The following is a 19,115-nucleotide window of genomic DNA, read 5'->3' as shown; positions in this document are numbered from 1 at the left end:
TATTGTTTAAAAAATTAAAATCATTCCACCGCAACAGAATCATCACCACGGCCATCCGCAACCGCATGAATCGTTCCGTTATCATCAATAACAATCATTTCTGTCTTACCAATTTGTTTTATTTTTTCAACAACATAGTTTTTAGCTTTTAATTCTGAAATTGTAGCTTCCGGGAAATTATTTTCAACAGAAACTGTTTCAGGAAGCCATTGATGGTGGAATTTCGGGGCATTGACAGAAATATTGGCATTTAATTTAAAATCCACAACATCTACAATAGATTGATAAACTGAGGTAGGAATTGTGGTTCCACCAGGAGTTCCAACCACCATATAAGGTTTTCCGTTTTTCAGAATAATGGTCGGGGTCATAGAAGAAAGCATTCTTTTATTAGGTTGAATTGAATTGGCTTCTCCACCCACAGCTCCAAACATATTGGGAACTCCAGGTTTTACGGAGAAATCATCCATTTCATTATTTAAAAAGAATCCTGCGCCTGTTACGAGTACTTTACTACCATAATATCCATTAAGAGTTGTTGTTACAGCCGCTACATTTCCGTCTTTATCAATAACTGAAATATGGGTAGTTTCTGTTGATTCTTTAGGTTGTTTAATGATTTTTCCAACCTCTGAACTTGGAGTTGCTTTATTAAAACTGAAGCTTTTCCATCTGTTTTTTAAATAATTTTCAGAGATCAAATAAGACGTTTTATCCTCAATAAAATCTGGATCCCCCATATATTCGGCTCTGTCAGCATAAGCTCTTCTTTCTGCTTCCACCATGATCTGTACAGCGGGAGTGGAGTTTTGATGATACTTCTCTAAGTTTTCAAAAGCGGCCATTCTCAGCATTTGAGCTAAAAGAACCCCTCCGCTTGAAGGTAAAGGCATCGTGACAACATTACTTCCTTTATAATCGAATTCCAGAGCTTTTCTTTCGGCCACTTTATAGTTTTTTAAGTCTTCTAAAGTGATGATTCCGTTTCCTTTTTTCATTTCGGCAACCAAAAGATCGGCGTTTTTTCCTTCATAAAATCCTTTAGCTCCTAATTTTTGAATAAGTTTTAAAGTCTCTGCTAATTCTTTCTGTATCAAAATATCTCCACCTTTCCAAGGAGTTTCTTTTACGAAAAGAATTGTTGATTTATTGTGTTTTTGGAAATATTCTTTCTGAGAATTCAGCATAGCAGCTTCCTGATCGGTAATTGCAAACCCTTTTTCAGCCAAATCAATTGCAGGCTGAATGATTTGATTCATAGGCAGTTTACAATATTTTAAAGTTGCAAAAAATCCGGCAATACTTCCCGGGATTCCAACTGCCAGTCTTCCGTTTTGGGATAAATCTGTGTTTGCTTTACCGTTTTTATCAAGATACATGTCTCTCGAAGCCTTTTTTGGGGCTGTTTCACGATAATCGATAGTGAATTTTTCGCCATTATTTTTTGCTCCAACTAAGAATCCACCACCACCGATATTTCCCGCCTGAGGATAAACAACGGCGAGAGCGTATTGTGTAGCTGTGATTGCGTCATAGGCATTTCCACCCATTTTTAAGATTTTTGCTCCAGCTTCACTCGCCAGAGGATGCGCGGAAACAACGACTCCTTTATTTTTAACTTTAACTTCTTTTACAATGTTGATATCGGTGTATTGTGCTGAAACCGAATGAGAAAACAGAATGATCGAAATAATTAACTTTTTCATTTTTAAAAATTATAATCGAATTTACAATTTTGTTTTAGAATAGGGTCTAAAATTTCTATTTTTGCTTTTGATCATCATAATAAAAAAGTAAAAATGGAATCCTATACGGAAAGAATACTAATTACGGGTGCTTTGGGACAGATCGGCACCGAGCTTACGAATAGACTTGTTGAGATCCACGGTGCAGAAAATGTAGTGGCTTCTGGACTAGACAGATGGCAAAAAGGCATTACTGCCGCGGGTCATTACGAAAGAATGGACGTTACAAATACACAGTTGGTAAAGCAGGTAATCAAAGATTATGACATTACAACTGTTTATCATTTGGCTTCATTGTTATCAGGAACTTCTGAAAAGCAGCCAATTTTCGCTTGGAAATTAAACATTGAACCTCTTCTTCAATTTTGTGAAATGGCGAAAGAAGGTCTTCTTAAAAAGATATTCTGGCCAAGTTCTATTGCTGTTTTCGGGAAAGGAATTCCTAAAGAAAATGTAGCTCAGGATGTTGTTTTAAATCCTACAACTGTGTATGGAATTTCTAAAATGGCAGGTGAAAAATGGTGCGAATATTATTTCGATAAGTATGGAGTAGACGTAAGAAGTATTAGATATCCGGGATTGATTTCATGGAAAACTCCGGCAGGTGGAGGTACTACAGATTACGCTGTGGAGATTTTTTATGAAGCAATTGAAGAAGGGAAATACACAAGTTTCATTTCTGAAAATACAGGAATGCCGATGTTGTATATGGACGATGCGATCAACGCAACATTGAAATTAATGGAAGCTCCAAAAGAAAGTTTGACGGTTCGTTCGTCTTATAATTTGGGTGGAATGTCTTTCACTCCAAAAGAATTGGCAGAAGAAATTAAGAAAGAAATTCCAGGCTTTGAGATCGATTATAAACCTGATTTCAGACAAGCAATTGCAGATTCCTGGCCGGCTTCAATTGATGATTCTGTAGCGAAAAAAGATTGGGGATTAACATACGATTTCGGAATTTCTGAAATGTCAAAAGACATGATCAAGAATCTTAAAGTGAAATTAGGTAAAGATTAATTTATCTAAAGTTAGACTTTAATTAAAGTATATTTTAACGTCTGATTATTAATTGAATATAAATTCTATCTAAAATTTAGTTTAAATGATATTATTCACTTTTAACATCATCAATATTGAAGCAGAGACTAAAAATGGTCTTCAGATTACTGATGAAGAAAAATTAAAAATTACGGAAGATAATACAAAAGCTATTCTTAGAATTTTAGATATTCATGATGTAAAAGCAAGTTTTTTTGTGGAGATTTCTATCGCTGAAAAACTTAAAAATCTAATAAAAGCAATTTCATCCCAAGGGCATGAAATTGCTTTTTACAATAAAAATTCCGGTCTTCAGGAAATTGAAAATGTCAAAAAAAATACGCAGGATCTTCTCGAAAAACAGATCCGCGGAATCCGCCAAAAAGATTTTAAGCAACCTCAGGAAAGTTTAAAATTGTTGGAATTTAATTATGTTTCCAATATTGATAATGCGAATATTCTTTTTCCTTTTAAGCGTCTAAAAAGAAATACAGAAATCACAGAAGAAGATGGGTTGAGTATTATTCCGGAAAGTATTTCGCCTTACTTTCAACTGCCATATAATGATTTTATGTTTCAGATCTTACCGATGAAATATTATAGAAATATGGTTTTTGAAACATTGAAGAATGATGACTTTGTTTTGATCTATCTTAATTCTTGGCAGTTCACCGATTTCAAGAAATATCAGTTTGATATTCCTTATTACAGAAGCTTGTTTTCGGGCAGAAAAATGGAGGACAAATTAGATGCCCTCCTTACTTGGATCAACGAGAATGACATGGCTACTTCTCGTATGAAAGATTATATATTTTAATTTGCTTCTTCTTTTCCCACGGATTTTACAGATTTGTACAGATGTTTGTGTTTTAATTTGTGAAAATCTGATTCTTTAAATAATAATTTATAATATTTGTATTAATAATAACTATAATTAAAAGGTTTTATGAAAAAATTGATTCTAATAACTTGTTTGATTTTAGTTTTTACTCTTTTTAATTATCCTGTTTTTGATAGTTTAGGAATTTCATACTTAATTATTTTCTCTTGTTTTGTTATTATTTGCTTTGCCGGAGCTAAAATTTACACATCAGATGCGAAAGAAGATTACGCTTCTGTTGAAGCAGAAATGGATGAATTAATTAAATTTGATGGAATCTTCCAATATGAAAAAGATGGATTTTATATCAATCGGGAAAATTCAGTAGAATTTGTAAAATGGGATGATATTATTATGGTAAATTCATTTAGAATACCGGTTATTTATAGGAAAAAGGCTAGGGGATTAGAAATTATTACAGATACAAAAAATTACGAATTTAATTATCGATACACTCCTGGGATTGAAAAGTTAGTAAATAAACTTCAAGATAATCTTCAGACTTGGGAGGTAGATTTAATAAAAGTAAAAGTTAATAATCATGGGCTTGAAAAAACAAATCTTTATAAAAGGAATAATATAAGTAATTAATATTTTTGTTAATGATATGTTCAAAAAAAAGACCTTCAATTTAAGCTAAATTGAAGGTCTTTTTTAAGTTAATTGTTTCTGAAAACTATGCCAATTCAAAAAGCGTAATTTCCGGTAAAACCCCAACTCTTCCAGGATAACCTAAAACGCCAAAACCTCTGTTTACATACAGCATTTTTCCTTCACTTTCATACAAATCAGCCCATTTTGGGTAACGGTATTGAACTGGCGACCATTTTATATTTTTTAAATCTAAACCAAACTGCATTCCATGTGTGTGACCAGAAAGTGTCAAATGAACATCTATCGGGTGCTTTTTAACCACGTAATCGAAATGAGTAGGGTCATGGCTCATTAATATTTTTGTTGCTGATTGCGGAACTCCTTTTAAGGCATCGTCTAGCTTTCCAAATTGTGGGAAAGGTTTTAATCCCCAGTTCTCAACACCTAAAATGTAGATTTTCTCACCGTTTTTCTCGATAACTCTATGTTCGTTTCGAAGCATATCAAAACCGGCTTGTTTCTCATAATCGATTAGGGTGTCAAGATTTTTCTTCTTAGCATCTAATGAAGTCCATGTTACGTAATCTGCATAATCATGGTTTCCCAGAACGGCAAACTTGCCATCTTTCGCTTTAATTTTTGAAAATAAAGGAATAAACGGCTTGAATTCATCCGCAATATTATTCACCATATCTCCTGTAAATAGAACTAAATCAGGATTTTGCTCATTAATTAAATCAATTACATGTTCCAATTTGCTCGGATCAGAAAAACTTCCGCTATGGACATCTGAGATTTGTATGATTTTATAGCCTTTAAAGCTTTTCGGAAGATTAGTGAAGTTTATTCTCACTCTTCTTACTTTGTGACGGTATTTTCCGAAAGTAATTCCATCAATAAATAATGCCGAAAGTACACCTCCTAAACCAAGTCCCATAATGCTTAAAAACTTTCGCCTTTCCGGAAAAAAGTTCTCAGTTGGCCTTGTTAACCCAATTAAATAACCTCCCGTTCTGAAAATATCATCAATCAATAAAAACAGAACGATGAAAATTTTAGGTAAAATAAAGATTAAAAATAGCGAGATCATGATTTGCGCCCTCACCGTACTTCTGTCTGATCTTTGGAAGTGGGAAACTTCATAAGCGAAAAATCCGTAAACAGCCAAAGATATAACCCAATATCCGGCTCTTATCCAAGAATTATCCGTTAACGTTCTTATTGCCTGATAGATATAAACTTCTAAAAATAAGAAGATCGCAGCAATAAATAAAAAATTTCTTTGCATAATAATGTTTAAAAAAAGCACAAAGAATAACTTCCCTGTGCTTTTTATATTTTTAAATTAAATATTTTTAAGGAAATCTATAAACGATAGCATTGATGTTCATTCCGGCACCAACCGAAGCCATAACAATGTTACCTTTATCTTTAAACGAATGACCCTCCATTTTTCCTTTAATTATTAAATCAAATAATGTAGGAATTGTTGCAACAGAAGAATTTCCCAGCTTCTGGATCGTCATAGGAGAGATAGAGTGATTATAATCTTTAACATGGTAAAGCCTGTGAAGTCTTTCTATCATTGCATAATCCATTTTTGCGTTTGCCTGGTGAATTAATACTTTATCAATATCTTCAATAGAAAGTCCGGCATCATCAATCGTTTCTTTTACTGCTACGGGAACATTTTTAAGAGCGTACTCATAAATTTTTCTTCCCAGCATTCTGATGTAAAACTTATCTTGATCAGCTTCTTTGTTCAGAGAACATCCGCTTACCAGATAGTCAAGCTCAGAACCATTATCACAAATTGTATTGTGAGCGATGATTCCTACGTTTTCTTCGTCAGTAGCTTTTACAACAACCGCTCCGGCTCCGTCTGCAAAAATCATTTTATTTCTGTCATAAGGATCTGTAACACGGCTTAACGTCTCACTTCCAACAACAAGAATTGTTTTGGCAACGTTAGCTTTAATTAAATTATCAGCTAAAATCATTGCTTCCACCCATCCCGGACATCCGAAGATCATGTCATAAGTAATACATTTTCTGTTTTTGATGCCTAAGTGGTTTTTCACTCTTGCTGCCATTGTTGGCATAAAGTTGACAAGACCGGCTGTACTTACTTCACCAAAATTACTTGCATAAATGATGTAATCTATTTCCTCCGGATTTACTTTTGCATCTTCAATAGCAATTTTAGATGCTTCGTAACCAATTCGGGAGTTAGAATTGTCATCTTCAATATATCTACGCTCTTCAATCTCTGTAATTTCTACAAATTTTGAAATGATTTCTTCGTTCGGTTTCTCAATTTTGTCACCTTCATCCGTATAAAACTCAGAATCCATGAAGTGATCGCTTCTAATAACTCTATTAGGAATATAAGATCCAGAACCAATAATGATCGTATTCGGCATTCGTTTAAATGATTTTTTTTAAAGACGCAAAGTTAATAATTAATATTAATAAGAAAGAATTAAAAATATTATTAAATTTGCAAAAATTGTACTTTACAATCTATGAAAAATAATCCATCTTTAAAAGGTTTAGCGATTGCTGTTGTGGTGTTTATGATGGCCTTTGGGATTTACTTCTTCTTTTTAGCTAAGAAAAATTATTACTTAGTAGATAATCCTACCCCTAATACCTATTATTACAAGATTAATAACGGTTCTGAAGGAATTATTTCTGCAGGACAGTTTGTGCATGTGGATCTTAAGCAGGGTAAAAATGCCATCAAAGTTTTTGATCAGAATAAGAAATTACTCTATGATTCTGCATTTGAAGTGAATAAAATTCGTGGGCTTTTGAATATTGCTCATGAAGATTATTATGTTAATCGTCAATATTATGGATACAATCTTAAAAAAGATTCATTACTTTTGGCGCTGGATAAGACCGTTATAGACGGAAAACAGTATTTTGGGGCGCCAAAACGCTTCAATAAGCTTTATACAGACGATTTTTACTATAATGTAGACGAAGATTATGATAAAATGATCAAAAATGTACAGCAGGTAGAATCAAGATCAAAGATCTTCAGAAAACAAGATTTCCTTAATTATTATAAAGAATATTACAAGTTTTGACAAACGATATCAACAAAGTGACGCCCTACAATTCTGAGGCTACTAAAAAGAGCCAGGTAGAGGATATGTTCGACAATATTGCACCGAAATATGATCTTTTGAATCATGTTTTATCTATGAAAATTGATGTTTTGTGGAGAAATACATTGGTGAATATGATGAAAAAAGATAACCCGCAGGAAGTGCTGGATGTGGCTACTGGAACGGGAGATCTGGCAATTACTATTGAAAAAGGAACCAATGCAAAAGTAATTGGTTTGGATTTATCGCAACAAATGTTAAATGTTGGCGTTATTAAAATAAAAAAACTTAAATTAGACGGCAAAATTTCCATGCAAAAAGGGGATGCAGAAAATTTACCTTTCGAGGACAATAGATTCGATGCTGTTTCCGTTGCATTTGGAGTAAGGAATTTTGAAAACCTTACAAAAGGTTTAGCAGAGTTAAGAAGGGTAGTTAAGGATAACAAGAGTGTTTACATACTGGAGTTTTCAAAGGTTGAGGGGTTTTTAGCACCATTTTATATGTTTTATTTCAAAAATATATTACCTGCCATCGGCAGACTGGTTTCTAAAGATAATAGGGCATACACATACCTTCCGGATTCTGTTAATGCTTTTCCTTTCGGGGAAAAGATGAGACAAATTCTTTTAGATACAGGATTTAAAAAAGTTGAATATAAAAAACTAAGTTTAGGTATAGCCACAATTTATAAAGCAACAAAGTAACCTATGAATAAATTTCTATTAAAAGCACTGGTTTTAGCCTCAGTAAATATTGCTGTTTTTGCAGACGCGCAATTTAGAACCCGAAACAGAATGGACAAGTTGGAAGATTTTGACCAACAGATATTCAGTTGGGGGTTTTATTTAAATGGTAATATAGTAGACTACCGTATAGTACTTAACCCAAGATACGGTATGGAAGGGAACCAAAATCTTGTTACATCTAAAAATAGTAAAAGCTTCGGAGCGGGTTTGATCGCAAAATGGAGACTTAACGATTATTTAGATTTAAAAGTTGAACCAGGCTTGCAATTTGCTCAGAGGGAATTAACTTTTAATACACAATCAAACGACCAGTACGCTGCAGGAACTTTGACGAATGCACCTTTTATTCCAATTCCGTTGAATGATAAAGACAGAACAAGACAGATCAAATCTACTTTGGTAGATATTCCTGTAATGTTGGAACTTCATGGTCAAAGATGGTACAACTCAAGACCTTACGTTGCTGCTGGGGTGAATTATATTGTGAATTTACAGTCTAATTCGGATTCTACGGATGATAACTTGCAACAAGTATTCAGATCTACAACGCATAACTTTGCATGGTCTGCTGAGATGGGTATTCAGTTTTATTTCAATAAATTTAAATTGACGCCGGCGATCAGAGGAACATTCATCATGAACAACGAGTTGGTGGCAGATAATGCCAATACACCGCCTTATTGGACGGCTGCAATGTCTACATTACAAACAAGAGCTGTATTCTTTGTATTGAAATTTGAATAAAAAAATAAGCTTAAAAAATATAAAGGAGGTGTGTTACATCTCCTTTTTTGTTGGAAAATCAAAATATAGGGACTTTTATTTTTGTTACTGTCATTATTTTTTTATTTTTGCTAATAGTTAGAATATAGAAACCTGAAATGCTTCAAGATTTAGAAAACAATTTTTCAGAATTAGAGAAAAAGATTTTGAACTTACAAAAGAATTATCAAAATCTTAATGAAAGATTAACAGAATTAAATACAGAGCATGAAGAACTGAAGAAGAAATACGACGAGGAGAGAAAAAAAAATCAGGTATTAGCAGAAGAACAAAAAAATATAAAACTTTATTCAGCAATATCAGGAAACCCTGAACACAATAGGTTAATGAAAAATCACATCAACAGATTGGTAAAAGAGGTAGATTTCTGTATTGCTCAGCTTCAAAACAGTGGATTATAATGGAGGTAAGAAGAATAACCATCAATATCGCAGGAAGAGTATATCCGCTGAATGTGCCCGCAGCAGAAGAAGAAACTTTGCGCAAAGTGGGGAAGCAAATTGAGAATATGATTAAAGATTTTGAACAGAATTTCGATGTGAGAGACAAACAAGATGCTTTGGCAATGTGTGCCCTGAAATTGGGAACAAATGCGGAAGTGACGTCTATGAACTACGAAAAAAATATAAATTCAACCAACGAAAGATTAGTAAGCATTAATCAATCGTTGAATGAAATTGGAAAATAGATTTTTTTTTCCAGAAAACCTGCCTACAATAATTCTAACACATTAAAGGTAAACTCAACGCTAAAAAATTACCGAACAAACATCCATCGAATGGCGCGCCGGTTATCCGGATTACAGACAGTGGAGATCAGTTCAAATCGTGTTGATTAGGAGTTTACTCTATATCATTGAATTATTGTAGGCTTTTTTTATTTTAATATTAACATAGACAATTAAAACTCAATATATATGACAACAGCCATTATAGTCGGCGTTATTTGCTTAGTAATTGGTGCAGTGATAGGGATACTTTTCTCTAAAAGCTCATTGAATACTAAGGGCAAATTTATTATAGATGATGCACAGAAAAATGCCGAAAACCTTATAGAAAAAGCTAATGTACAAGCTGAATCCATAAAAAAAGAAAAGAACCTTCAAGCTAAAGAGAAATTTCTTGAATTAAAATCTCAGCACGACGCAGATATTCAATCGAGAGAGAGAAAAATGCAGGAGGGCGAAAAAAGGATCAAAGACAAAGAGAATAAGCTTAATGACGAGCTTAGCAAAGCAGGAAAGCTTGAAAAAGATTTGGACAGACAAATCGCTGATTATGCCAAGAAAACTGAAATTTTAGATAAAAAACAACAGGAATTAGATGTAGTAACGTCTAAAAAAGTTGAAATTCTTGAGAAAATATCTAACTACACAGCAGAAGAAGCTAAAGCAGAATTGGTAGAATCAATGAAAGCTGAAGCAAAAACAAGAGCTCAGGCTCACGTTCAGAGCATCATGGAAGAAGCTCAGTTGAATGCTAAAGGTGAAGCTAGAAAAATCGTTATCCAGACCATTCAGAGAATTGGTACAGAACAGGCGATCGAAAATTCGGTATCAGTATTTAATATTGAATCTGATGAAGTAAAAGGTAGAATTATCGGTAGAGAAGGTAGAAATATCCGTGCTTTAGAAGCGGTAACTGGTGTTGAGATCATCGTTGATGATACGCCGGAAGCTATTCTTCTTTCATGTTTCGATCCTGTAAGAAGAGAAATCGCAAGATTATCACTTCACAGATTGGTAACAGACGGTAGAATTCACCCTGCAAGAATTGAAGAAGTTGTTGAAAAAACAAGAAAACAAATCGAGGAAGAGATCATTGAAGTTGGTAAAAGAACGATCATTGATTTAGGAATCCACGGTCTACACCCAGAATTGATCAAGATCGTAGGTAGAATGAAATACCGTTCTTCTTACGGACAAAACTTATTACAGCACTCAAGAGAGGTGGCGAACATCGCTGCAACTATGGCTGCTGAATTAGGATTAAATGTAAAATTAGCGAAAAGAGCAGGTCTATTACACGATATCGGTAAAGTTCCTGAGCAGGAATCTGAACTTCCTCACGCTTTATTAGGTATGCAGTGGGCTGAAAAATACGGTGAAAATGCTGAAGTTATCAATGCAATTGGAGCTCACCACGACGAGGTAGAAATGACTTCATTATTATCTCCGATCATTCAGGTTGCCGATGCTATTTCTGGAGCAAGACCGGGAGCAAGAAGACAGGTATTGGAATCTTACATCCAAAGATTAAAAGACCTTGAAGCTGCAGCATTAAGTTTTGAAGGTGTTTCAAGCGCTTATGCAATCCAAGCAGGTAGAGAGTTGAGAGTAATGGTAGAAAGCGGAAGAGTAAATGACGAAATCGCTTCTCAGTTATCTTACGACATTTCTGAAAAAATCCAGAACGAATTAACGTATCCTGGACAGGTAAAAGTAACAGTAATCAGAGAAACGAGAGCTGTGAATATTGCAAGATAATAATCGATCAAAGATATTTTATAAAAACCTTTCAAGAAATTGAAAGGTTTTTTATTTTTATCAAAATTTAAAAATGCAAGAACTGTCATTGTCTTCAAAACTGAAGTACATTTTTTCTATTCCCGTGATCATTGCTGCCTTGGGGTATTTCGTAGATATTTATGATCTGCTTTTATTTGGAATCGTAAGAATTCCAAGCTTAAAAGCTTTAGGATTAAATCCTGATGTAGACGGGACTTTCATTCTCAATTGTCAAATGATCGGATTGTTAATCGGAGGGATTTTCTGGGGTGTTTTCGGAGATAAAAAAGGCAGACTTTCTGTATTGTTCGGATCAATTTTAGTGTATTCTTTAGCCAATATTGCCTGTGGATTTTTACCCCATTTTCCAAAAGAGCATTTAGTGTACTCTTATGCTGGATTAAGATTCATTGCAGGGATTGGCCTTGCAGGAGAACTTGGAGCAGGAATTACACTGGTTTCTGAAAGTCTGCCGAAGAATTTACGGGCAATCGGAACCTCAGTTGTAGCAGGTTTTGGATTAATGGGAGCTGTTGTGGCTCAATTAACCGTAGAATTAGCCGGAGGTTGGAATATTTCTTACATCATTGGCGGAGTTCTGGGAATTATGCTTTTGTTTTTAAGAATAAGTGTCTCAGAATCGGGTATTTATAAAAATATTGAAACTAAATCTGTCTCCAAAGGAAATTTTCTATCGTTTTTCACCAACAAAGACCGTTTCGTTAGATATATAAAATGTATTGCTGTCGGTTTACCAACTTGGTATTGCATCGGGATTCTGGCCGTATTAGCTAACCAATTTGCTCCTGAATTCGGAATTAAAGACCTGAACCCCGGAAAAGCAATCATGTGGGCTTATGTCGGAATTTCTGTCGGAGATTTAGCAAGCGGATTTATTTCTCACGCTTTAAAATCCCGTAAAATGGCCATTTTCTATATGCTCATTTTTACATTAATAGGAGTGGGGATCATGCTTTTTGGAAATACGGATACTGAAACAAAATATTATCTTTTCTGCGTTTGGCTTGGTTTAGGAACAGGATATTGGGCGATGTTTGTGACGTTGGCAGCAGAACAGTTCGGGACAAATATCAGAAATACGGCAACAACTACGGTTCCCAATATGGTAAGAGGATTGGTTCCGGTGATGATTTTGGCTTTTGATCTTTTTAAAAATAATTTTTCAGTGATCATCAGTGCTGCGATTGTTGGTGTCATTGTTTTTGCTTTGGCGCTGTATTCTGCATTAACAATTTCAGAAACGCATGATAAGGATTTGGATTTTACAGAATAAGGTGTTTAAATAATATTTTTCTCTTTTTATCGTTATTTAAATAGTAATTCGATTGATATCAATAGATTATTAGATAAAAAATAAATTATGTTGCAAATAATATATTTTTGTTTAACTTTGAAATGATTAAAACTATATTGTTAACTCTCAAAACCAAATCACATGTCAAACAACATTTTAAAAAACGCTAAGAAATTAAGAAAAGATGATCTTAAAAGCATCATGGGAGGAATCGGTAAAATCGGAACTCCTGATTTATCGCTTTGCGGATGCAGCTGCACGGGAGCAGTGACAGGACCTAAATATTGTTCACAATACATAGGTTGCCCACAAGTAATTACTTGCTAAGCAATTTTTAGAATTATTTCAACCTAGAAATAAACATTTCCACATTTAATACGCAAAAGCCTTCTGGAATTTTCCAAAAGGCTTTTGTATTTTATGATTATTAAGAAATCTTTACGCTGTAATTGTTTAAACTTTTTATTTTAACTACAAATGACACAAAAGACTACATGTTATTTATTTAAGGTTATAATGAACAGCAAATAAGAAGAACACATAAGTTTTAAAAAAAAATCTTTGATTTTCATTCTTTTGAGAGCTTTTATTTTCAAAAAAGCTAAATTTAGAATCGTCCAATAATGGCTTTTGTATCTCTTGTGGTTAAATCTTTAATCAGTTTAAACAGGCTTAAAGAAAAAATTATTATTTTGAATATAATCTCGGCTCATTCTGATACTCTCAAAAATATCCTTATCACTAGAATCCTGTTCAACAAACCAATGTTGTAAACCTGCTTTTTCTCTTGCTTCAAAAATCCTCTTAAAATCAATAACTCCGTTTCCTATTTCGGCGAAATCTTTTGTGTCTTTTTTCATATCCTTAACATGCCATAAAGGAAAACGATTAGGATGTTTTTCAAAATAGAATAAAGGATCAAATCCAGCTTTTGAAATCCAGTAAAGATCCAGTTCCATTTTTACAAGATCGGGTGAAGTTTGACTTAAAATAAAATCATACACATTTTGATTTTCATTAAATTTTTCAAACTCGAAATCATGGTTATGATATGCAAACTGAATTCCTGCTTTTTGACTTATTTCTCCGCATTTTTCAAATAATTCGGGCAGTTTTTTATAGTTTTCAATGGTTCTTTCTTCATCAAAAAGGTAAGAACAGACCATATATTTAGATCCGATGAAGTGTAAATCTTCAACCGATTTCTCCCAATTGTTTAATAAAGTTCCTTTCTCTTGGTGAATAATTCCGGTTGTATGATGAGAACTGATGACTTTTAATCCTGTATTTTTTAGAATAGACTGAAACTCAGTTCTGTTTTTTCCAAAAAAAGTTCCGTTATATCCATAAATTTCAAGATCCCGAAATCCTAAAGCTGCAAGTTTTTCCAATGCCTTTTCCAGATTGTCCGAAATAGCATCTCGTATAGTGTAAAGTTGTATTGCCAAAGGTTTTTTATTAATTTTTAAATGAGAAATTCCACAGGAATACATTCCTAAAAGTCCCAATGAAGAAAGCTGTATGAAATCTTTTCTAAGCATTTTCAGGAAACTATAAAAAAGGTTTCATTTCATCTTCAATCTGCGTTCTGAGATCCATCAGACGTTTTGCATATTGTTCTTGCTGTTTTTCGTGTTCGGTTTCAGGAACCCATTTTGGGACAGGAAGTTTTTTTCCGTTCTCATCAACTGCCACAAAAACAATGATACAGTGCGTCTTCTTATCAAAAGTAGGTTGTTTCAGGTTTCTTGAGAAAACATTAATCGAAATATGCATGCTCGAAGAACCGGTGTAAATGACTTGCGCTTCTACCTTTACAATTTCCCCGATTTTGATAGGTTCATAGAAACGTATTCCGCCAACGTACACAGTTACGGAATAATTTCCGCTCCACGTTGTTGCACATGCGTACCCGGCTTGGTCGATCCACTTCATTACACTTCCTCCGTGAACATTTCCTCCATAATTAACATCTGAAGGCTCAGAAATAAACTGAAAAGTGATAGGCTTGTTATCCATTCTTATAAAATTTGAATAAAGGTATTTAATAATTCTTAAAATGGCGGATTAAATCATACTTTTGGAGGTTGGAACTTTCGTAAGAGTTTCATTTAACAAAAAATAACTTAAAAAAATAAATGAAAAAAGTATTTTATCTTAATACATGTGACACTTGTAGAAAAATATTAGCACAGTTTAGTCTTAAAGATTGGGAACTTCGTGAGATCAAAAAAGAGCCTATAACGATTGAGGAATTAGAAGCGATGCATAAAATTGCAGGATCATACGAAGAATTATTCAGTAAAAAATCTACTCAGATCAAATTGAGAGAATTGGATCTGAAAACATTGGGAGAGGAAGATTTTAAGGAGCTTTTGCTTGATCATTATACGTTCCTTAGACGTCCTGTATTCCTTACTGATAAAGAGATCTTTATCGGAAATGATAAAAAAAATATTGGAGAATTGAGAGATTATTTTCACTCAAACTAATATCATTAAATAATCATTTGCTGTTCTGATTAGATAAGAATTTCAATGAAGTATTTGGTTTCCATATTGATTTTTATTTCGTTGAGCCTGAGTGGGCAAACGGTTTATAAAACACCTTCAGGGGCAAAATATCATCTGTCTACCTGTAAAGTGGTTAATAATTTTTCTTCACAGCTTGATGTGGCTCAGGCGGTGAAAATGGGTTTGGAACCTTGCAAAAAATGCAATCCGCCAAGACCATCTGTGTATGGAATTGCTTCTAAACCTAAAAAAGTAAACGGAACCAATAAAGGAAATCAATGTCTCGGAACCACAAAAAGGGGAACGAGATGCCAACATTATACTAAAATAGGAAACGATTATTGTTTTCAGCACGCTCCAAAATAATGTCAGTCTCTTAGGCTGACAGCAATTTTCTTGTAAAAAAGGTTAATTTTTATCCAAAATATAATTTTACGCTGTCGGAGCTTCCGACTAAGAGAATCAAAACAGGTTTGAGCTGTCGGAGTTTCCGACGGAGCAAACCTAAATAGGTTTAAGCTTTCGGGGGTTCAGACCATGAGAATCTGTTTAGGTTTAAACTTTCCGGGACTGGGACGAAGAGAAATTAAATTGGTTTGAACTTTCCCAACTTCGGACGATGTAAATTTATAGTCGTTGCTAGGAGCGAAGCGACAAAGCAATCTCAACCATAATTTTACCATCCACTTTGTCATTCCGGAGGAATCTCAACAATGCTATTCTAAACTAAGTATAGATTCCTCCGGAATGACAAAGTGGATGGATAATTGCAACATAAAAACAAAAAAACCGCAGAAAGTTCTGCGGTTTTTACTATTCAATATATCTTTTAATTATACAAAAGGAGCTTTCACCACTTTTGCAGGGATATTTTTATTTCTTACCTGAATAAAGATCTCAGAACCAATTTTGAAATGAGGCTTATCAACATAAGCCAATCCTAAACCTACTTTTTTCATTGGAGACTGAGTTCCGGAAGTTACTTTCCCGATCACGTTTCCTTCAGCATCTACAACAGGGTAGTCGTGTCTTGGAACACCTTTATTCTGAAGTTCAAAACCAACTAATTTTCTCGTAACACCTTCTTCTTTCTGTTTTGCAAAAATATCTTTAGACACGAAATCTTTATCGAATTTTGTGATCCATCCTAATCCTGCTTCAATCGGAGAAGTCGTATCATCGATGTCCATTCCGTAAAGACAGAATCCTTTTTCAAGTCTTAAAGTGTCTCTGGCAGCCAATCCACAAGGGATAATTCCTTCAGATTCTCCAGCTTTAATGATCTCGTCCCACAATTTTTCAGCACTTTCATTTTGGAAATAAATCTCAAAACCACCGCTTCCTGTATAACCTGTGTTAGAAATAATGACATCATTCACACCTGCTACAGACCCAACTGTGAAGTTGTAGTAAGGAATCTCAGAAAGGTTTGTATCTGTCAGTTTTTGAAGAATTTCAGTAGCTTTCGGCCCCTGAATCGCTAATAATGACATATCATCAGAAGCATTCGTCAAAACAGCGTCAAAATTGTTGTATTTTACGATGTGATTCCAGTCTTTTTCAATGTTTGAAGCATTTACAACCACGAAATACTTTTCATCTTCCATTTTGTAAACGATAAGGTCGTCTACAATTCCTCCGTTTTCGTTTGGAAGACAAGAATATTGAGCTTTTCCGTTTTCTAAAGCGTCTACGTTGTTGGTTGTAACCAATTGCAGAAGATCTTTAGCTCCGGGACCTTCAACAAAAAATTGTCCCATGTGAGATACGTCGAATAATCCTGCTTTTTCTCTTACCGCAAAATGCTCTTCTGTAACTCCGGAATATTGTACAGGCATTTCAAAACCTGCGAAAGGTACTATTTTCGCTCCCAGAGAAGCGTGTTTGTCGTACAAGGCTGTTTTCTTCATATTTATTTCTATTTCTTTATTTTAAAGCTGTTAAAAGTTTCATTAAAAAGGGTCATATAATTGCCATTCCAGTATTTCTGACCGCAGTTAATGGAAATAAGGTATAGATCTTTATCTTTCTGAAAAACTTTTGTGATCCAGAATATTTTTCCTTTTTCATCCAGATATTCGTAAAAATATTCTGTATATCCTTTTTTACCGTTCTTACTTTTTATTTTACTCTCATCGTCACTCGATTTGTAAAGAGCAAGGATGAATTTTTTTGTTTCTGCTTTTGGAAGATTCAAATCATGGTATTCTGAAATCGTGATCGCGCCAATTTCATTGGTAGGAAAGATGTTGACGATATCGCCTTCATTCATTGCTTTCCAGCCATCGGGAAGATTAATTGAGTAATTTGAATTCTCATAAACCTTCTGCTTTTGGGCAAACGAAAAAAATCCCAACAGTAATGTTATTATTAATATTGATTTTTTAATCATTTTAAAAATGGTGTTTATATTCTTCGAGAATGATCTTAAACCATTCTGTGAAATTTTCAGGATGTTCAGCGATTTCTTTATCGAGATTTTCCATGGAAATATATCTTACTTCTTCTACTTCGTTTTTATTTAAATTAAAATCAGATTCGTAGTTTCCTACAAAAACGTGGTCAAGCTCGTGTTCCCAAAGTCCACTGCCAACATCTGCTTTATAAATAAAATTGAATTTTTCTGAAAGTTCACTTTCGATTCCCAGTTCCTCTTTAACTCTGCGTTTTGCTCCGTCAAGATAAGTTTCGCCGTTTCTTGGATGCGAACAGACTGCATTGGTCCATTGATTGGGAGAGTGGTATTTTTCTGACGCTCTTTTCTGTAAAAGCATCTCACCTTTGTTATTGAATAAAAAAACGGAAAATGCGCGGTGTAATAAGCCGTTAATGTGAGCCTGCTGCTTTTCCATTAAGCCTAAAACTTCATCCGCCGGATTTACCAAAACTACGAATTCTTCCATTCCTACAAATGTAAGTTTAATAAATGTATTTTGGAAATTTTTGGTGAAACATCATATTAATCTGCGTGGGAACAATTATTTTTTCAATGCTTTCCCGATCCTGATATATAAAAATGATATAATGAAAAAGAGAATGGTAATAAATAAGGAATTAATTAAAACTTTTGTCAGCCCCAAAGCAGTTACATCCACAAAAGGATAAGGATAAAATCCCGAAAAACTACCTCTGAATAAGATAACAATAAGATAAACAATCGGAAATACAGCCCATTTTAAGATCTGACTGTATTTTACTTTAGCTTTATTTTCAAATAAATACCAGAAAATTATCGTGAGAACAGGCATTATGCTGTGAAGTAATTCATCAACAATTCTTTGTAAACCGGTCGGCTGCCATGTTCCTCTCAGAATGATCTGATAAGTGACTCCAACAATTGTAATATACACTGTAATTGCCGTTAAATATCCTATGTTTTTGTCCTCAGCTCCTTGTTTTTTGAAAGCTACACTTGTGAAATAGATAGTAACGATTAAATTAACCAATATTGTAAAATAAGTGAAAAATCTAAAGTTTGCTTCAAGTAAAGAGCTTATCCTGTTTTCTATGTGTAAATAATATTGGGCAATTAAAGCAAACCAACCAATCAGGGCGAAAATTAAAGCAATATTTTTTTTCATAGTTTGTAATTAGTTGATATAAATATAAAACAAAAAAGCCATTTTACGAGATTGAAAAATGACTTTATGTTTTGATATGCTATTATTTAACGTCTTTCCAGATATTTCTGTTGATCGTTTCTATGGTATTTCCTTTGATGAGATATTTGTCCGGACCTTTAATATAAGTTGTTGCTCCGTGACTATATGTCATTAAGCTGTAATTTACGGTAACTGTATCTTTATTTTGCTCAAAATTAAGATATTGAAAATCAGAAAAATTAGAAGCTGAATTAGGTGACTGGAAAAAATC

General features: G+C 33.9%; 22 protein-coding genes. 13 read left to right on the top strand and 9 right to left on the bottom strand.

Annotation, left to right across the window (positions count from 1 at the left end; genetic code table 11):
* Window positions 1-20: 20 nt before the first annotated feature.
* The gene (ggt, locus tag SB689_RS17970; RefSeq protein ID WP_410693474.1) at window positions 21-1,706 is read right to left on the bottom strand and encodes a gamma-glutamyltransferase; all 1,686 of its coding nucleotides are present in this window, start codon (window positions 1,704-1,706) and stop codon (window positions 21-23) included.
* A gap of 93 nt (window positions 1,707-1,799) precedes the next feature.
* Here ggt and SB689_RS17965 point away from each other — a divergent pair, with 93 nt between their 5' ends.
* The 3 genes from SB689_RS17965 (at window position 1,800) to SB689_RS17955 (ending at window position 4,257) form a co-directional block, all read left to right on the top strand.
* The gene (locus SB689_RS17965; protein WP_410693473.1) at window positions 1,800-2,765 is read left to right on the top strand and encodes an NAD-dependent epimerase/dehydratase family protein; all 966 of its coding nucleotides are present in this window, start codon (window positions 1,800-1,802) and stop codon (window positions 2,763-2,765) included.
* 85 nt (window positions 2,766-2,850) lie between these two features.
* Window positions 2,851-3,603 (top strand): polysaccharide deacetylase family protein, encoded by a 753-nt coding sequence (locus tag SB689_RS17960; protein ID WP_410693472.1) that lies wholly within the window; start codon window positions 2,851-2,853, stop codon window positions 3,601-3,603.
* 129 nt (window positions 3,604-3,732) lie between these two features.
* On the top strand, window positions 3,733-4,257 hold the full coding sequence (locus SB689_RS17955) for a hypothetical protein (RefSeq protein ID WP_410693471.1): 525 nt from the start codon (window positions 3,733-3,735) through the stop codon (window positions 4,255-4,257).
* Between the two features lie 85 nt (window positions 4,258-4,342).
* Here the strand turns inward: SB689_RS17955 and SB689_RS17950 are convergent, their stop codons facing one another.
* Complete coding sequence (locus SB689_RS17950; protein WP_410693470.1) at window positions 4,343-5,548, bottom strand: metallophosphoesterase; 1,206 nt, start codon at window positions 5,546-5,548, stop codon at window positions 4,343-4,345.
* 67 nt (window positions 5,549-5,615) lie between these two features.
* Window positions 5,616-6,683 carry a 3-oxoacyl-ACP synthase III family protein gene (locus tag SB689_RS17945; RefSeq protein ID WP_410693469.1) on the bottom strand — a complete coding sequence of 356 codons (1,068 nt, stop codon included), beginning with the start codon at window positions 6,681-6,683 and terminating at the stop codon, window positions 5,616-5,618.
* 102 nt (window positions 6,684-6,785) lie between these two features.
* On the opposite strand from SB689_RS17945, the gene SB689_RS17940 reads away from it, so the two are divergent.
* The 8 genes from SB689_RS17940 (at window position 6,786) to SB689_RS17905 (ending at window position 13,056) form a co-directional block, all read left to right on the top strand.
* The gene (locus SB689_RS17940) at window positions 6,786-7,355 is read left to right on the top strand and encodes a hypothetical protein (RefSeq protein WP_066750532.1); all 570 of its coding nucleotides are present in this window, start codon (window positions 6,786-6,788) and stop codon (window positions 7,353-7,355) included.
* A complete protein-coding gene (gene ubiE / locus SB689_RS17935; protein WP_066750529.1) occupies window positions 7,352-8,083 on the top strand; it encodes a bifunctional demethylmenaquinone methyltransferase/2-methoxy-6-polyprenyl-1,4-benzoquinol methylase UbiE in 732 nt (243 codons plus the stop codon). The genes SB689_RS17940 and ubiE overlap by 4 nt, the downstream gene beginning before the upstream one ends.
* A gap of 3 nt (window positions 8,084-8,086) precedes the next feature.
* A complete protein-coding gene (locus tag SB689_RS17930; RefSeq protein WP_066750526.1) occupies window positions 8,087-8,869 on the top strand; it encodes a porin family protein in 783 nt (260 codons plus the stop codon).
* A gap of 137 nt (window positions 8,870-9,006) precedes the next feature.
* On the top strand, window positions 9,007-9,309 hold the full coding sequence (locus SB689_RS17925) for a hypothetical protein (RefSeq protein WP_072411550.1): 303 nt from the start codon (window positions 9,007-9,009) through the stop codon (window positions 9,307-9,309).
* On the top strand, window positions 9,309-9,596 hold the full coding sequence (locus SB689_RS17920) for a cell division protein ZapA (protein ID WP_066750519.1): 288 nt from the start codon (window positions 9,309-9,311) through the stop codon (window positions 9,594-9,596). Before SB689_RS17925 ends, SB689_RS17920 begins: the two co-directional genes overlap by 1 nt.
* Before the next feature lie 228 nt (window positions 9,597-9,824).
* A complete protein-coding gene (rny, locus tag SB689_RS17915; RefSeq protein WP_410693468.1) occupies window positions 9,825-11,393 on the top strand; it encodes a ribonuclease Y in 1,569 nt (522 codons plus the stop codon).
* A gap of 73 nt (window positions 11,394-11,466) precedes the next feature.
* Window positions 11,467-12,708, top strand: a complete 1,242-nt coding sequence (locus SB689_RS17910; RefSeq protein ID WP_410693467.1) for an MFS transporter — start codon at window positions 11,467-11,469, stop codon at window positions 12,706-12,708.
* Between the two features lie 162 nt (window positions 12,709-12,870).
* Window positions 12,871-13,056, top strand: coding sequence for a hypothetical protein (locus tag SB689_RS17905; RefSeq protein WP_410693466.1), 186 nt, complete (start codon window positions 12,871-12,873; stop codon window positions 13,054-13,056).
* A gap of 335 nt (window positions 13,057-13,391) precedes the next feature.
* On the opposite strand, the gene SB689_RS17900 is transcribed toward SB689_RS17905, so the two are convergent.
* Window positions 13,392-14,270 carry a sugar phosphate isomerase/epimerase family protein gene (locus SB689_RS17900; RefSeq protein WP_410693465.1) on the bottom strand — a complete coding sequence of 293 codons (879 nt, stop codon included), beginning with the start codon at window positions 14,268-14,270 and terminating at the stop codon, window positions 13,392-13,394.
* Window positions 14,271-14,280: 10 nt separating this feature from the next.
* Window positions 14,281-14,748, bottom strand: a complete 468-nt coding sequence (locus tag SB689_RS17895) for an acyl-CoA thioesterase (RefSeq protein WP_123983873.1) — start codon at window positions 14,746-14,748, stop codon at window positions 14,281-14,283.
* Window positions 14,749-14,867: 119 nt separating this feature from the next.
* Here SB689_RS17895 and SB689_RS17890 point away from each other — a divergent pair, with 119 nt between their 5' ends.
* Together SB689_RS17890 and SB689_RS17885 are read left to right on the top strand one after the other, a co-directional pair.
* Window positions 14,868-15,221 (top strand): arsenate reductase family protein, encoded by a 354-nt coding sequence (locus SB689_RS17890; protein WP_066750506.1) that lies wholly within the window; start codon window positions 14,868-14,870, stop codon window positions 15,219-15,221.
* A 45-nt stretch (window positions 15,222-15,266) separates the two neighbouring features.
* Entirely contained in the window at window positions 15,267-15,608 is a 342-nt protein-coding gene (locus tag SB689_RS17885) for a hypothetical protein (protein WP_410693464.1), read from the top strand.
* A 467-nt stretch (window positions 15,609-16,075) separates the two neighbouring features.
* Here the strand turns inward: SB689_RS17885 and gcvT are convergent, their stop codons facing one another.
* The 4 genes from gcvT to SB689_RS17865 all read right to left on the bottom strand — a co-directional run bounded on the left by gcvT (window position 16,076) and on the right by SB689_RS17865 (window position 18,823).
* Window positions 16,076-17,152 (bottom strand): glycine cleavage system aminomethyltransferase GcvT, encoded by a 1,077-nt coding sequence (gene gcvT, locus SB689_RS17880; RefSeq protein ID WP_410693463.1) that lies wholly within the window; start codon window positions 17,150-17,152, stop codon window positions 16,076-16,078.
* 8 nt (window positions 17,153-17,160) lie between these two features.
* Window positions 17,161-17,634 carry a hypothetical protein gene (locus SB689_RS17875; RefSeq protein WP_410693462.1) on the bottom strand — a complete coding sequence of 158 codons (474 nt, stop codon included), beginning with the start codon at window positions 17,632-17,634 and terminating at the stop codon, window positions 17,161-17,163.
* Between the two features lies 1 nt (window position 17,635).
* Window positions 17,636-18,145, bottom strand: coding sequence for an isopentenyl-diphosphate Delta-isomerase (gene idi / locus SB689_RS17870; RefSeq protein WP_410693461.1), 510 nt, complete (start codon window positions 18,143-18,145; stop codon window positions 17,636-17,638).
* 75 nt (window positions 18,146-18,220) lie between these two features.
* Window positions 18,221-18,823: a Pr6Pr family membrane protein gene (locus tag SB689_RS17865; protein ID WP_410693460.1), complete on the bottom strand. Its 603-nt coding sequence runs from the start codon at window positions 18,821-18,823 to the stop codon at window positions 18,221-18,223.
* Between the last annotated feature and the right edge of the window lie 292 nt (window positions 18,824-19,115).

The organism is Chryseobacterium sp. SIMBA_038 (assembly GCF_046535115.1).
Classification (GTDB): domain Bacteria; phylum Bacteroidota; class Bacteroidia; order Flavobacteriales; family Weeksellaceae; genus Chryseobacterium.
This window is presented reverse-complemented; position numbering and strand designations above follow the sequence as displayed.